Genomic DNA, 15,137 nt, shown 5'->3' with positions numbered 1-15,137 from the left:
GATGAACCCAAATACAGCCCCATGCTCGAGTATGACTCCTTCCTCTCCGAAGGGCTCCCCATTGCATCGGGAGTGATTGAAGGTGCCTGCCGCCATCTGATCAAAGATCGGTTGGATCGCACCGGGGCTCGCTGGCGTATGAAAAGTGCTGAAGCCATAATCCGAATTCGTTCGCTTCGGTCCAGTGGTGATTTCGATGCCTACTGGAGATTCCACCGGGAGCAAGAGCTCCAGCGTAACCACTCTTGTCACTATGCGGCCGCTTCCTGAACTCGGAGCATTACCCTGGATGTCGTTTCAAAAGATCTGCACCCTATTCGGAAGCCCCTTGGCCGCGTGTTTGCTTGCCGCTCAAGCTGGCTGTTTCGCGCGACTGCGTCGCGCGGAATCGCGGCGCTGACTTCGTCAGGCACCTTGTCCCGGCGCGTTGTCGCGCCGGAACAAGGCATCTAACCCGACTGCGCGCGCCGGCGCTGTGACGACTCCTTCGGCCCGCTCCCATCCGACGTGCTCGCGGCTCAGCGCCGCGATTAGGCGAACAAGATTATGAACCAGCATGCGCAATGATGAAAGAGTAACATGATCGATAACTTCAGTGGAAAAGTGAATTTCATCTGGTCAGTGGCAGACCTGCTGCGGGGTCCCTATCGCCCGAATCAATACAAGGACGTAATGCTTCCCATGACGGTGCTTCGTCGGCTCGATTGCGTTCTGGAGCCGACCAAAGACAAGGTGCTCGCCAAACAAAAGGCGCTTTCCGGCGGGAAAGTCAAAAAGATCGATCCCCTCCTGTGCCGGGTTACGGGAGTACCCTTTTACAACACAAGCCGCTATTCATTCGAGAAACTCAAAGGCGATCCCAACAACATCGCCGCCAACCTCACAAACTACATCAAGGGCTTTTCAACCCGCGCCCGAGAGATCATCGAGAACTTCGGCTTCGAGGAACACATCGGGAAACTCGACAAGGCGGACCGTCTCTACCTTCTGGTATCCCGGTTTTGCGACATTGACCTGCACCCGCAGGAAGTCTCGAACCTTGAGATGGGCTACATTTTCGAGGAACTGATCAGGCGGTTCAACGAGGCGTCGAATGAAGAGGCCGGCGACCACTTCACACCCCGCGAGGTGATCCGCCTGATGGTCAATCTGATTTTTATGCCCGACAGCGATGTGCTCACGACCAGGGGCATCGTCAAGACGCTCTATGACCCGGCCTGTGGTACCGGGGGCATGCTCTCTGCTGCCGAGGATTATGTCCGGGAACTAAATCCCGACGCCCGCCTGGAGGTCTTCGGCCAGGACTACAATCCCCAGGCCTACGCCATCTGCGGGTCGGACATGATGATCAAGGGCCAGGACATCGAGCATATTGCCTTCGGCGACAGCTTTACCGACGACCGCTTCCCCCGCCACAGGTTCGATTACATGCTGGCCAACCCGCCCTTTGGCGTGGAGTGGAAGCCTGAGGCTGACTTTATCAAGCGGGAGCATGAGGAGCAGGGCTTCGGCGGCCGGTTCGGGGCCGGCTTGCCGCGCATCAACGATGGATCGCTTCTTTTCCTGCAGCACATGATCAGCAAGATGAAGGACCCCAAGGAAGGCGGTTCGCGCCTGGCTATCGTCTTCAACGGATCACCGCTGTTCACCGGGGCAGCCGGTTCGGGCGAGAGCGAGATTCGCCGCTGGATCATCGAAAACGACTGGCTGGAGGCCATCGTGGCGCTGCCGGATCAGCTTTTCTACAACACCGGCATCTACACCTATCTCTGGATCGTCACCAACCGGAAGGAGCCGGGCCGCAGGGGCAAGGTTCAACTGGTGGACGGCACCGGCTTTTTCAAAAAGATGCGCAAGTCCCTCGGCAATAAGCGCCACGAAGTATGCGACGACCAGCGCGACGACATTACCCGGCGCTACGGCACGCTCAAGGAAGGCGAGCATATCCGCGTCTTTGACAACGAAGACTTCGGCTACCGCCGCATCACGGTCGAGCGTCCGCTCCGACTCAACTTCGCCGTGGACAAAGATCGCATCGTGCGGCTTGCCGAGACCAAGGCCTTTGCAAACCTGGCCACCAGCAAGAAACGCAAGGACACCAAGGCTGCCAAGGCAGAGATCGAAGCGGGTCGTAAGCTTCAAGAAGAAATTATGGCCGCTCTTGAGCCGCTCACCTCGCTCGGCATTGTCAAAGACCGCGACGAGTTCTCAAAACATTTGACGTCTGCCTTCAAGAAAGCCGGGATCAAGGTCCCCGCCGCCCTTTTCAAGGCGATCCTAATGGCCCTCCTGGCGAACTATTAAGGAATACTTAATAGTTCGCCAGGAGGGGCAGCGCGCCGATTACGGAAAGCAGATTCTTGCCACGCTGTCTCAAGAATTGACCCAGGGCTATGGTAACGGGTTCAGCTATGTTTTTCATCATTCATCACTCCGAAGGGGGGCGAATGAGCAGGGGTGATTTACATGCGAACCGCCCGGAGCGGCGGAGCCGCCGGTCCATCCGGTTGAAAGGATACGATTATGCCGGTGCCGGGGCGTATTTTGTGACGATTTGCGCGCAGAACCGGGAATGCCTGTTTGGGAAAATCGTGGATGGAAAAATGGTGTTGAACGATGCGGGGGAAATCGTTGCCGATGAATGGATCAAAACCGGTGATATCCGGGATAAAATCATATTGGATGAATGGGTGGTCATGCCCAACCATTTTCACGGGATATTGGTCATCGACGATCGTAGGGGCACGGCGCGCCGTGCCCCTACGGTGGAACAATTCGGAAAACCCGTATCCGGTTCGATACCGACGATTATCCGGGCATTTAAATCCGCCGTGACAAAACGCATCAATGAAATGCGAAAAACCCCCGGCGTGAAAATCTGGCAACGCAATTATTACGAACACGTCATCCGCAACGATAATGAATTGAACCGCATTCGGGAATACATCACCAACAACCCGGCGCAATGGGAAACAGACCAGGAAAACCCCAACGCAACCGACCGCAGGGGCGAACCTTGTGTTCGCCCATTTGATGTTCGTCCAACACCTGTCCGCCGCCGTGCCTGCCGACAGGCAGGAACAGACCCATGGGAAAGGCGAAGATGAAACATCTTGCCTATCCTGCATACAAGCCGTCTGGAGTGGCATGGCTCGGTGAGATTCCAGAGCATTGGGACCCAGTCAGACTTCGTTATCGGGCAAAAATCAATCCCATTAGATCTGAAATCAACGGTTTGCCCGGCACTCTCGATGTCTCCTTTGTGCCAATGGAATCAGTCCACGAGTATGGCGGATTATCCCTCGATCAGTCACGCCCGCTCGCTGAGGTTTCAACTGGATATACCTATTTTCTAGACGGTGATGTACTTGCTGCTAAGATCACGCCCTGCTTTGAGAACGGCAAGGGAGCGATTGCACATGATCTGATGAACGGCATCGGATTCGGTACGACGGAACTACATGTCCTGCGTCCCCACCCATCGATGGACCGCCACTTCCTATTTTACGTCACCATTAGTCATGCTTTCAGACATCTTGGCGCTGCGGAGATGTATGGTGCTGGCGGTCAGAAACGTGTGCCCGAAATTTTCATAAGAGACTTTAGACAGTCGATCCCCCCGCTCAAGGAACAGCGTACCGTCGCATCCTTTCTTGACCGCGAAACAGCGCGGATCGACACGCTCATTGAAAAAAAGCAGCGGCAGATTGAGTTGCTCCAGGAGAAGCGATCCGCTCTCATCAGCCACGCCGTAATCAAGGGGCTAAATCCTAATGTTGAGATGAGAGATTCGGAGGTAGCTTGGATAGGCGAGGTTCCACACCACTGGCAGGTGAAGCGCCTCAAGTACCTTATTCGCGAGGGGCTGTCTAATGGCCTCTTCAAGAAGAAGGAATTTTTCGGATCAGGCACCAAACTCGTGAATGTATTTGATGTGTATCGTGAAGATTTCATTGTGGATCACGATAGTCTGGATCGAGTTGAAGCTGATGAAGTTGAACAACGGAAGTATGCGGTACAGTCCGGAGACATTTTTTTCGTTCGGTCTTCACTGAAACTGGAGGGAGTGGGACGTTCCGTGTGTGCCTTGAACGTCAAAGAGCCCACGGTTTTTGAGTGTCACATCGTTCGAGCGAGACCAGATTCTAGAATGATTAATCCAAGCTTTCTCGTCCACTTCCTCAACTCGATTCCTGCAATCAACCGACTCATCTCCCTTTCTAATTTGGTAACGATGGCAACGATTGACCAGGACAAGTTTAAAAGCCTCGAGGTGCCGCTTCCACCACGTGAAGAGCAAGACAAGATTATGGCCGTGTTGGATCGAGAAGGAGAGAAGACAAAGCTGCTGGAAAGAAGGATCATCGACAGCATTAAGACGCTCAGCGAATACCGTAGAGCCCTTATCTCAGCAGCAGTAACGGGGAAAATGGACGTTCGGAAGGAGGTTTCCTGATGCCGGGTCAACATACGGAATACGCCTTCGAAACCGCCATAGAACACCACCTGACCACGGCCGGTGGGTATGAAAAAGGCGACCGGGACGGCTTCGACACTGAGCGGGGTTTGTTCGTCGGCGACGTGATTGCGTTCATCCGGAAAACCCAACCCAAGGAATGGGAGTACCTCGCCAACCTCCAAAAAGAAAAGACCGTAGGGGCACGGCGCGCCGTGTCCCTACTGATAGACGATCTGTGTCGTGCGCTCAACTCCAGCCACGAGGGGTGCCTCTCGGTCATGCGACACGGGTTCAAGTGTTTCGGCAAGCTGTTCCGGGTGGCCTATTTCGCCCCGGCCAGTGGAATGAACCCGGACACTCAGGCGCTCTACGCCGCCAACCGACTCACCGTTACGCGCCAGCTCGGCTACTCGGCCAAGCACGGCAACACCCTTGATGTGACCCTGGCTCTCAACGGCATTCCCGTCGCCACCCTGGAACTGAAGAACCCCATGACCGCTCAAAACTGGCGGCATGCAGTCACGCAGTACAAAAACGACCGCGATCCGTCAGACCTGATCTTCCAATTCAAGAAGCGCACGCTTGTCCATTTCGCGGTGGACACCGACGAGGTCTACATGACCACGCGCCTTTCGGGTAAAAGCACGCGCTTTCTGCCCTTCAACAAGGGCTGCGGAGGCGGCGCCGGCAACCCGGAGAATCCCGGCGGCTACAAAACCGCGTATTTGTGGGAAGAGGTCCTGGAGCGTCACAGCTTCCTGGATATCCTGGCACGGTTCATTCACATCGAAAAGAAACCGGTGAAAAATGCAGGGGCACGGCACGCCGTGCCCTTTAAAGAAACCATGATATTCCCGCGCTATCACCAGCTTGATTGCGTGCGGAAGCTTGTCGCCGACGCCCGCGAGCGCGGCACCGGAACCAACTACCTGATTCAGCACTCCGCCGGCAGCGGCAAATCCAACTCCATTGCCTGGCTGGCCCATCGGCTCGCCAGCCTCTACACCGAAAAGGACGAAAAGGTTTTCGACTCGATCATCGTGATCACCGACAGGGTTGTCCTCGACCAGCAGCTTCAGAACACCATTTATCAGTTCGAACACAAGCAGGGCGTGGTCCAGAAGATCGACATCAACTCGACCCAATTGGCGGAGGCCCTCTGGTCCGCTGTGCCGATTGTGATCACCACGCTCCAGAAGTTCCCGTTCGTCACCGAGAAAATGGGCGAACTGCCCATGCGCCGTTATGCGGTGGTTGTTGACGAAGCGCACAGCTCCCAAGGCGGCGAGACGGCGACCGAGCTCAAGGGCGTGCTCGCCGGCGCAGCCATCAAGGAAGAGGTCAGGGCAAAAGCCGAGGCGGAAGGGCTGCCCGATTATGAAGAGGAAATCCTCAAGACCATGGCCAAGCGCGGGCATCAACCCAACATCAGCTTCTTTGCCTTCACGGCAACGCCCAAATACAAAACCCTGGAGGTCTTCGGCACACCCGGCGCGGACGGCAAGCCGAATCCCTTCCATCTCTACAGCATGCGCCAGGCCATCGATGAGGGCTTCATCCTTGACGTGCTCCAGAATTACACGACATACAAGACGTATTACCGGCTGATCAAGTCAATCGAGGATGACCCGCAGGTGGACAAGCGCAAGGCCGCGCGTGCACTGGCGCGATTCATGAGCCTGCACCCGCACAATATTGCGCAGAAGACCGAGGTCATGGTCGAGCATTTCCGGCATTTCACGATGCACAAGATCGGCGGCAAGGCCAAGGCCATGGTGGTGACTTCCAGCCGTCTTCACGCGGTCAGGTACAAACAGGCCTTTGACAATTACATTAAAGACAAAGGCTACGCGGGCATCAAAACGCTGGTGGCCTTTTCCGGGACCGTGATCGACCCCGACGCAGCAGGCGCAGAATACACGGAATCCGGCATGAACGTGGACGCCCAGGGCAAGCACATCAAGGAGAAGGAACTGCCCGAGCGTTTCGGAACAGAGGAATACCAGGTGCTGCTCGTCGCGGAGAAGTATCAGACCGGCTTTGATCAACCCCTCCTTCACACGATGTATGTGGATAAGCGCCTGTCAGGCATACAGGCCGTGCAGACGCTTTCGCGTCTCAACCGGACGCATTCCGGTAAGGAGGATACCTTTGTCCTGGATTTCGTGAATGAGCCGGATGAAATTCTCAAGGCCTTTCAGCCCTATTATGAGCAGATGCTTATCGGCGAGCGTGCCGAACCACAGCAGCTATATGAACTGCAGGCCAAGCTCGACGGCCACCAGGTTTATTACAAGGCCGAGGTCGAGGAGTTCTGCAAGGTCTTCTATAAGCCAAAACCAAACCAGACAACGGCGGATCATGCCAGGATGAATGCCTGCATCGATCCGGCGGTGGGACGCTATAACGACCTGGAAGAGGATGTCCGGGAGGAATTCCGCAAGACGCTCGTGGCCTATAGGAACCTTTATTCCTTCATGTCACAGGTGATCCCGTTCCAGGACACCGACCTCGAGAAGCTCTATTCGTACATCCGGTTCCTGCTGACCAAGCTGCCGAGAGACGACCGGGGCCCGGTCTACAACTTCAACGACGATGTGGCCCTGAAGTATTACCGCCTGCAGAAGATCGGCGAAGGGTCAATTGTGATGGAGCCCGGCGCCCGCTACGAGGTTTCGGGTCCCACATCCGTAGGAACGGGTGTTGCGCGGGGAGACGAAATCGAACTGTCCAAGCTGATTGACATCCTCAATGAGCGGTTCGGAACGGACTTCCGTCCTGGTGACCAGCTGTTCTTCGAATCGATCCGGGAGGACGCGGTATCGGATAGCAACCTCCGCCAGGCGGCGCTCGCCAATACGATGGAGAACTTCGGCTACGTCTTTCGCAAGGCTTTGGAGGGGCTCTTCATAGACCGGATGGACCAGAACGAAGAGATTACGGCGAAATTCATGAACGAGGATCAATTCCGAGAGGCGGTAAGCAAGCATCTCCTCAAGGAGGTCTACGAAAAGATCCGATCTGAGGATAATGTAGATGGCCAAACTTGAAAAGAATATCGCCCAACAACCGCATCAACGCGGACCTGCAATTCCGCTACGTTTCATTGCCAGCCGGTTATGCCGAAACGTTGGGGCTCGGCCTATCCCTGCGGCAAAGGAGGCTTGGTGGCGAAACCGGTCTATGCTATAAGGAAGCAGGAGGTACCCAAAGATGGTATTTGATCGCATCACAGTTGATCCTGCTCGAATGAACGGCCAACCCTGTGTACGCAATATGCGTTTGACGGTCCGGCGTATTGTGGAACTGGCGGCCTTCTACCCTAATCGCGAGGAACTACGCGAGGAGTATCCCGAGCTTGACGATGAGGATATACGGCAAGCTCTCCTCTATGCCGCGGCGCATCTCGATGACCGTGTTCTTGATCTTCCGCTAAGCCATGAAACTGCTGCTTGATCAGGGACTGCCAAGATCGGCAGCAGGATTGTTGCGAGAGGCAGGAATCGATACAGTCCATGTCAGTGAAATTGGCTATTCTACGGCCGATGATGCCGCCATACTTCAGAGAGGACGAGAAGAAGAGCGGATCGTAATCACTTTTGATGCGGACTTTCATGCTCTTCTCGCCCTCTCACGGGCCATAACCCCGTCGGTCATTCGTATTCGCATAGAGGGGTTGTACGGAAAAAAGACGGCAGATCTGATACAGGCAGAACAAGAGGAACTGACCGTGATTACGAACTCCGCAGGATTCTTGATGACTTGGGGGAACTGCCAGACGACGACTAAGCATAGATCTTGCCCGTTGTGGCTGCCGGTCATCCTACAAATCCAGGAACAGAAGGGTTATCTTGATGAGCGAGCATGATAAGATCCTGGTTCGGATACTGCGTGGCACCTCGGATGCGAACATCCCCTTTGAAGGCATGCGCAGCCTGTTACGGAGCCTGGGGTTTCAGGAACGCATCCGTGGGAGTCACCACATCTTTACCAAAGAGGGAGTAGAAGAGATCTTGAATCTGCAACCAAAAGATGGTGGCAAGGCAAAGCCCTATCAGGTCAAACAGGTCAGACAAGTCATCCTGAAATATCGTCTCGGAGGTCTGGATTAAGATGGCCAGCAAATTTAGGTACGAAGTCATTATCTACTGGAGTGATGAGGATCATGCCTTCATTGCTGAGGTTCCGGAACTGCCCGGCTGTGCAGCGGATGGCGCAACCTATCAAGAGGCTGTAGCCAATGCAGAAGTAGTGATCCAGGAATGGATTGAGACCGCACAGGAACTGGGTCGCTCTATTCCAGAGCCAAGAGGCCGTCTGATGTATGCATAGCATCTCTGCGAGAGAGATCATGCCCCAATGGCATCAAGGGCGACGGCAAAAAGCCGCCGCGCCTTATGCCGACCGTTAGCATGCACCGCAAGCATCACCTGTGAGCCGTTGGCGAGGACAGTTCATGATCGTTGGTTCGGATTTCGCCACCTCCCGAACGGACAGCGGGACCTTCGGTTGTTGAGCAAACGCTGTGGATCGTGCCGGAGCGCAGCTTCAAGAATGGGAGGGCAAGAGAGGATTCAAGGGAAAGGAGGAAGAACTGCACATGAGGAACGTAGATTTGAGGTTTTTGCTGCTCGCGGTGATCATCATCTTTTTGGGCGGATGTCAGACCACGGGTTCGACCAGCGCCGTAACAAGCGCAGCCAATGAAGCACCGCCTTCGTGTAACGTAATAGCTGAGCCAAACCCAATTCTTGTCGGGGAATACGCATGTGTTGTCACAGGCGCGAATTCCAGGGGAGTTCACTTTTCGAACCCAGTTTCCTATAAATTGGCGAAGCTTCCCGACAACAGCGGATACTCGCTCTTTTATTCGTTCCAACCTGCACGAGGAACGAGCTTGGTGGGGTACCAGAATGGGACGATTAATGGCAATACTGTGAGCTTCAAGGCACCGAGCGGTCGCACAATCCAGTTCGTTGCAGAAGGAAATACAGTATATTTTGTGTCTCCGACTTCCGGAGAGAGATTTGCAATGGCTCGTAAGTAGTTCCCTCTGATGACTCTGTGGAGCTGGCTTGGTAGGATTCACAATCTTTTTCAGCTGCCGCAGGAAATTTAAAAAGCAGGCCACGTATTCACAGACTCAATTAAATGGGCACGGTGGCTTCCAATATGATAACCAAGGGGTCAAGCGGGACCCAAACCACGCTGGGCGTACCCCGCGGCATTCCCTGAAGTTCATCACTGGGGGCGTGGTTTGGGCCGTTTATCCCCTCGCAGGCAGCGAGCGTCAAGGCTCGTCATTCTTAGATGAGAGTCCGACTATGGATCCAGGTGATGCCGCGTGCGCAAGAGTGCTCAAATAGAGCCCACGTCGTCGCTGCCGAGTTACTGGAAGATCGGTTTCGGATTATAATGCTCAGGATTTGCGAGTCACAAACTGTGCCCGACTTGACATGAAAAGGAACCACAGTAATGGAAACTCTAAAACAAGAAGCACTCAGCGCGATTGCCAAACTGCCGGATTCCGCCGATATCGATGAAATCATGTATCGTCTCTATGTGATAGACAAGGTTAGAAAGGGAGGAGAGGCTATCAAGAGAGGCGAGTATGTAACGGTGGACGATCTCAATAGAGAAATAGAATCAGGTAATCTGGTCTAGACCTGCAAAAAGGGATCTCAGAAGCATTCATGACCATATTGCCTCCGACTCAAAGTTCTATGCCAAAAAAGTGGTGAAGGACATTGTCGAAAAATCTGAAGTTCTGAAGGACTTCCCTCTCATGGGCAGAATGGTTCCGGAGTTGCAGGATCCCGACATCAGAGAGTTGATAGTCTAATCGTATCGACTTATCTGCAAAGTCTCATCCGATACGATAGAAGTGCTTACATTGATTCATGGAAAGAAGGACTTCTTTTCGACGTACATGCCAAATCAGTCCCCATCCTTGAGCGGTTCCAAACTGCCAGTACGTTTCAGGACCACGGCCTGCTGCCGGATGCTATGGTAAAATAATTTTCACCATGTAAACGTGCACACTATGTGCACACCAAAAAAATGGACAACAAGAAATTTTGTTGTCCTCGTAAGTTGGCGGAAGCGCATGGGAATCGAACCCACCTTCGAACGCCTTCACGCCCGAACACCGGATTTGAAGTCCGGGAGCCCCACCAGTGAGCTTGGCGCTTCCAGTCCGCCCAATGTACTCAATGCGACCGTTTTTGGCAAGTCCTTTTGACTCCTTACAATTTCACCAATGCATAGGTCCTGCTGCCCAGACCGATCTGTTCGGCGTAATCCAGCTGGTATTGCCAGTCGATTTTCGGGTAGACCGCTTTGACTTTATCCGCTGCCGCATGCGGCGAGTCCTTGAGCACGGATGAGGCCAGGGGCGGCTGGGCATTGACCAGATCCATGGAGGCCTGGTCGATGGCGACCGGGTCGGTCGAGGCCAGGATGCCGATATCGGCCACAATGGGAGCGTCGGTAAAAGGGTAGCAGTCGCAGGCAGGTGAAATCTGGGTCAGGAAGTTGATGCACAGGGTGCGCTTTTCCTTGCCTTTGAGGGTGCCGAGGGTGTATTCGACCATCCGTTCCATAAACCGCGGCAGGTCCTTTTCCCAGTTGATGCCCAGTGCTCCCTGCGGGCATGCATGAATGCAGCCGGCGCAGCCCACGCACTTTTTCTGATCGATGCGGACAATTTTGGTGACCTTGGGGTCGGGGCTGGGGGCGTCCGCCGGTCGATCAACCAGAGCTATTGCTCCGTGGGCGCATTGCGCCAGGCAGGTCCCGCAGCCGATGCATTTCTTGGCGATGACCTCGGGCGCCACTTCGGAATGCTGCGCCATTTTGCCGCGTCGCGAAGCCGATCCCATCCCGATATTCTTGATTGCTCCGCCGAAGCCCGCGGCTTCATGCAGTTTGAAGTGAGCCAGGGAAATCAACGAGTCCGCTCGCGCCACGGCTGAGCCGACCAGAACCTCCCGGCAGAGCTTCAAATTGACCGGCACGGCCACTTCATCGCGTCCATCGATGCCGTCGGCGATGACCAGCGGAGCGCCGACGACGGAATAGCCGAATCCGTTGAGGAGGGCCGTTGTCAAGTGATCGGCGGCGTTGCCTCGAGTGCCCACGTAGAGTGTGTTGGCGTCGGTGATGAAGGGTTTGCCTCCCGCTTTGTGCACCGCGTCCACGACAGGTCTTACCAGGATTGGACGGATGAAGGCGGTGTTGCCGCGCTCCCCAAAATGAATTTTAATCGCCGTCAGGCCCCGCTTCTTGACAATCTTGGCAATCCCTGCAGTGTCGGCCAGCAGGCGAATTCTGCTGAGCAGACTTTGATCGTTGCCGGCTCTAAGATCGATGTGAAAAACCTTGCTCGCCATGCGATTCCCCTCGTTGTGCAAAGGTCGGAATTGATATCGGTCCTGCTCAGGCGAGCAGGACGGCCAGTACTCCCGTCAAAAAAATACCGTCAAACGTCCCCGCGCCTCCGATAGAAGCAACGGGTGCGTTGAGCTGCTTCAATTTATCCAGGTTGAGAATGTCCGCGCCGATCAGGGTCCCCATGGTTCCTGCGAAATAGGCCGTCGGCGGGGCCCATTGGGAATTCAATACGAGCGCCGCCAGAGCGGCTATGACCGGCGGAACCAGCATAGGAACGGCGATCCCCATACCCGGTACCGGCCGTGCCAGCCGATGGGTTGCCATGGTCACCACCACCAGGGCCAGCAGCATGCGAAACGGGTTGTGCGCATGGATCAGCAGGTAGAGGGAAATGCACGTGGGGATGATGGCTCCTCCCACATTGACGGCCAGTACCATCTCACGCGGCCGCGACCAGGGCGGTGGCCGAAATCGCATGCCAAAAAACGTTACCAACTCTCTTTGGCTTGGCTCCTCACTTAGAGAGATGCGGCGCAGGGGAATGTTGATCATGCTCCCCAGGATGCACAAGAAAAAGAGCGAGAAAAGATGCTCGGGCGGAATGCCGAGGCGTGCAAATGCCAGCGTAAACACCCCATATTGCACCAGGGCGAATACGAACAACAGTATGAAGACAAATATAAACAGGAAAAACATCAAAAATGGAGGGAAAAACATTGGGGGTCCTTTCCTCTATGGGCCGACTGATTCGACCAGGTCAGCCAGAGCCGCAAGCAGATTCGAGCAGCGTGTGACGTTAGCCGGGTTGATGGAGTCCGAGTCAGGAGCCTGCCCTGTGGCCAATTCCCGTGTCAGCAAAACAGCGCGACATCCGGCCGCAATGGCCGCCTGCACGTCTGTTGGGCGGTCTCCGATCATGACCGCCTCCTGCATTGCAATGTCGAACATTTGGGCTGCCTTCAGCAACATGAAGGGCGCCGGTTTGCGGCAGGAACACCGTTCTTCCGGGCGGTGCGGGCAGTAAAAGGCTGCCGCCAGCGTACCGCCGTTTGCTTCGATTGCTTGCACCATGCGGTGGTGCAGCTGCCAGAAATCCTCCAGGCTGATCAACCCCCGGTTTAGCGCCGACTGATTGCTGATCAGAATGACTCCAATGCGCTGTTTTCTGCATTGTTCGAGGGCTGCCAGAGCGTCGGGATAGAAGATGAATTCATTCCAGTGCTTGATGTAGTCGGGCCGATCGATGTTGATCACTCCATCCCGGTCCAGCAGAAGATATCGCTCGGGAGAATATTCACAGCGGTTGCTCCAGATCAGCATAAGACCACCTATAGCTTGACTTATTTTTACATATGGGGACAAAATAACAATTCACAATGCAGTGCAAACGTCAGCTCAAGATTGACCTTCATTGGTAGCAAAAAGTTATGAATCAAGCAAGTGCGCTGGATGCAATTGAAAAAGTACTACAGTACCGTTTTCGAGAACCTCGACTGCTCTATCAGGCCCTCGTACACAGATCCTTTGTCTATGAAAACCCTGCCCCCGGCCAGGTGGACAATGAAACCCTTGAATTCCTTGGGGATGCGGTTTTGAATCTGGCCATCAGCCATTTGTTGCTGGAAAAGTTTCCGGATTACAATGAAGGGGAATTGTCGCGCCTCCGGTCTTCCATAGTGAATGAAAGGGAACTGGCCAAGCTGGCCGTTCAGCTGGAACTGGGAAAGTACCTGTTTCTCGGCAAGGGTGAGGAGTTCACCGGCGGGCGCCAAAAACCGTCCTTGCTGGCTGACAGTCTCGAGGCCCTGCTGGCGGCCATTTACCTCGATTCCGACCTGACCACCGTAATCCACCTGGTGCAACGCCTGTTTCAGGAGTATTTGGATATCAAGGATCAGGAGCATCCCTTGAAGGCCCTGGACAAGGATTATAAGACTCAGCTCCAGGAGTTGACCCAGGCATTTTTCAAACAGACCCCCACGTACCTCCTGGAATCCGAAGAAGGGCCCGACCATGACAAGACCTTTTTTATGAGCGTGTGGCTGGAGGAACGGCTGCTTGCCCGGGGATTTGGAAAGAGCAAGAAAGAAGCGCAGCAGCTGGCGGCTATGGGTGCTTTAGAAAAGTTACGCGAGGAAAAATACGAAACGGTCGATTAGCGCGTTTCCCAGAGGCGCGTTTGAACAGGCCAGTGGTCATGGTTGTGCCCTGATATAATGGCTGCAAAGCGAATTTATCCTATCTTTCTGACTCATGTCGGCTGCCCTTTCCGCTGTGTGTATTGCAATCAAAATACCGTAGTCTCGGGGCCACATGACCGGATGATGGCGGCTCCTCTGCTGGATCGCTTCACCACAGACCTGGCAGCCCTTGCGGCCGAGGCCATGCGGTCCGGCCTGGCGGGGCAGGTGGCTCTTTACGGCGGAACCTTCACGGCGGTTCCGAGGGAACAGCTGCAGTTGATGCTCGATAAGGTGTCTCCGCATGTCGCGGTGGGAGTCTTCACCGGTGTTCGGTTTTCTACGCGGCCCGACTGCATGGGGAAAGATATCCGCCGTCTGCTGGCCGATTATCCCATTGAAACGATCGAACTCGGTGTGCAGGCATTGCATGATGAAGTCCTCGTTGCAAGTCGGCGCGGCTATACGAGCCTGCACGTGCGGCGAGCGGCCGAAGCGGTTCGCCGTGGCGGCTGGGAATTGGGCATACAGCTGATGCCGGGTCTGCCCGGGGACACCCGCGAAAGGTTTGCCGAGACCGTTTCCCGTACGATCGAGCTGCGGCCTGATTTTGTCAGGCTTTACCCGACGCTGGTATTGACCGGCACGGTCCTTGCCCAATGGTACTCCAAGAAGGCCTATCGGCCCATCACTCTGGAGGAGGCCATAGGCTGGTGCGCCGACGCCTATGAGCGATTTGTGCGGGCCGACATCAAGGTTGTGCGCATGGGGTTGCATGCCGATCCGGCTCTACAGGCGCCGGGTGCCATTGTGGCCGGTCCATATCACCCGGCTTTCGGCTATCTGGTAAAAGTTCACTGGTGGCGGCGGCAGGTTGACGGAGCCCTGGCGAATGAGCAGTTCACGGATGGCAAAACGCTGCTGGTCAAGGTTGCGCAGCGCAGGTTGAGTGAGGCGGGAGGACCGCAACGGGCGAACCCTGGCTACTGGATGAAGCGCTGGGGATTCACTGCAGTGCGACTGGCGGGAGAGGCAACGTTTGCAGACCATCAATTGGAAGTCCGATGCATTTAGGCTCCTGGTCGGAAAATACCGTCGAAAACAGG

Annotated in this window: 15 protein-coding genes, 1 tRNA gene and 1 pseudogene; 13 read left to right on the top strand and 4 right to left on the bottom strand. The window is 55.1% G+C overall.

What is annotated here, in order from left to right; all coding sequences use genetic code 11:
• The 11 genes and pseudogenes from K1V27_RS15560 to K1V27_RS22855 all read left to right on the top strand — a co-directional run.
• Positions 1-270, top strand: a pseudogene (locus tag K1V27_RS15560) (ISKra4 family transposase); the annotation flags it as partial.
• Between the two features lie 309 nt (positions 271-579).
• A complete protein-coding gene (locus K1V27_RS15555; RefSeq protein WP_258930969.1) occupies positions 580-2,304 on the top strand; it encodes a type I restriction-modification system subunit M in 1,725 nt (574 codons plus the stop codon).
• Positions 2,305-2,447: 143 nt separating this feature from the next.
• Positions 2,448-3,107: a transposase gene (locus K1V27_RS15550; RefSeq protein ID WP_258930968.1), complete on the top strand. Its 660-nt coding sequence runs from the start codon at positions 2,448-2,450 to the stop codon at positions 3,105-3,107.
• A complete protein-coding gene (locus K1V27_RS15545) occupies positions 3,089-4,456 on the top strand; it encodes a restriction endonuclease subunit S (RefSeq protein ID WP_258930967.1) in 1,368 nt (455 codons plus the stop codon). Before K1V27_RS15550 ends, K1V27_RS15545 begins: the two co-directional genes overlap by 19 nt.
• Positions 4,456-7,509 (top strand): type I restriction endonuclease subunit R, encoded by a 3,054-nt coding sequence (locus K1V27_RS15540; protein WP_258930966.1) that lies wholly within the window; start codon positions 4,456-4,458, stop codon positions 7,507-7,509. The genes K1V27_RS15545 and K1V27_RS15540 overlap by 1 nt, the downstream gene beginning before the upstream one ends.
• 163 nt (positions 7,510-7,672) lie before the next feature.
• Positions 7,673-7,915, top strand: coding sequence for a DUF433 domain-containing protein (locus K1V27_RS15535; protein ID WP_258930965.1), 243 nt, complete (start codon positions 7,673-7,675; stop codon positions 7,913-7,915).
• Positions 7,899-8,327, top strand: a complete 429-nt coding sequence (locus tag K1V27_RS15530) for a DUF5615 family PIN-like protein (protein ID WP_258930964.1) — start codon at positions 7,899-7,901, stop codon at positions 8,325-8,327. The genes K1V27_RS15535 and K1V27_RS15530 overlap by 17 nt, the downstream gene beginning before the upstream one ends.
• On the top strand, positions 8,314-8,571 hold the full coding sequence (locus tag K1V27_RS15525; RefSeq protein ID WP_258930963.1) for a type II toxin-antitoxin system HicA family toxin: 258 nt from the start codon (positions 8,314-8,316) through the stop codon (positions 8,569-8,571). Before K1V27_RS15530 ends, K1V27_RS15525 begins: the two co-directional genes overlap by 14 nt.
• 1 nt (position 8,572) lies before the next feature.
• Positions 8,573-8,791 (top strand): type II toxin-antitoxin system HicB family antitoxin, encoded by a 219-nt coding sequence (locus K1V27_RS15520; protein WP_258930962.1) that lies wholly within the window; start codon positions 8,573-8,575, stop codon positions 8,789-8,791.
• A gap of 1,143 nt (positions 8,792-9,934) precedes the next feature.
• Entirely contained in the window at positions 9,935-10,123 is a 189-nt protein-coding gene (locus K1V27_RS15515) for a hypothetical protein (protein WP_258930961.1), read from the top strand.
• On the top strand, positions 10,113-10,301 hold the full coding sequence (locus K1V27_RS22855) for a type II toxin-antitoxin system RelE/ParE family toxin (RefSeq protein ID WP_353740592.1): 189 nt from the start codon (positions 10,113-10,115) through the stop codon (positions 10,299-10,301). The genes K1V27_RS15515 and K1V27_RS22855 overlap by 11 nt, the downstream gene beginning before the upstream one ends.
• 252 nt (positions 10,302-10,553) lie before the next feature.
• Here K1V27_RS22855 and K1V27_RS15510 read toward each other — a convergent pair.
• The 4 genes from K1V27_RS15510 to K1V27_RS15495 all read right to left on the bottom strand — a co-directional run bounded on the left by K1V27_RS15510 (position 10,554) and on the right by K1V27_RS15495 (position 13,171).
• Positions 10,554-10,652 (bottom strand) — tRNA-Sec (locus K1V27_RS15510).
• A gap of 52 nt (positions 10,653-10,704) precedes the next feature.
• The gene (locus tag K1V27_RS15505; RefSeq protein WP_258930960.1) at positions 10,705-11,850 is read right to left on the bottom strand and encodes a DUF362 domain-containing protein; all 1,146 of its coding nucleotides are present in this window, start codon (positions 11,848-11,850) and stop codon (positions 10,705-10,707) included.
• A 46-nt stretch (positions 11,851-11,896) separates the two neighbouring features.
• On the bottom strand, positions 11,897-12,568 hold the full coding sequence (locus tag K1V27_RS15500) for a DUF1614 domain-containing protein (protein ID WP_258930959.1): 672 nt from the start codon (positions 12,566-12,568) through the stop codon (positions 11,897-11,899).
• 15 nt (positions 12,569-12,583) lie between these two features.
• Positions 12,584-13,171 carry a D-glycero-alpha-D-manno-heptose-1,7-bisphosphate 7-phosphatase gene (locus K1V27_RS15495; RefSeq protein WP_258930958.1) on the bottom strand — a complete coding sequence of 196 codons (588 nt, stop codon included), beginning with the start codon at positions 13,169-13,171 and terminating at the stop codon, positions 12,584-12,586.
• Between the two features lie 107 nt (positions 13,172-13,278).
• Here K1V27_RS15495 and rnc point away from each other — a divergent pair, with 107 nt between their 5' ends.
• Together rnc and K1V27_RS15485 are read left to right on the top strand one after the other, a co-directional pair.
• Positions 13,279-14,010: a ribonuclease III gene (rnc, locus tag K1V27_RS15490; protein WP_258930957.1), complete on the top strand. Its 732-nt coding sequence runs from the start codon at positions 13,279-13,281 to the stop codon at positions 14,008-14,010.
• Between the two features lie 57 nt (positions 14,011-14,067).
• Positions 14,068-15,105 carry an elongator complex protein 3 gene (locus K1V27_RS15485; RefSeq protein WP_258930956.1) on the top strand — a complete coding sequence of 346 codons (1,038 nt, stop codon included), beginning with the start codon at positions 14,068-14,070 and terminating at the stop codon, positions 15,103-15,105.
• Positions 15,106-15,137: the final 32 nt, after the last annotated feature.

The organism is Desulfoferrobacter suflitae, assembly GCF_022603395.1.
GTDB classification, from domain to species: Bacteria; Desulfobacterota; Syntrophobacteria; order Syntrophobacterales; family Syntrophobacteraceae; genus Desulfoferrobacter; species Desulfoferrobacter suflitae.
This window is presented reverse-complemented; position numbering and strand designations above follow the sequence as displayed.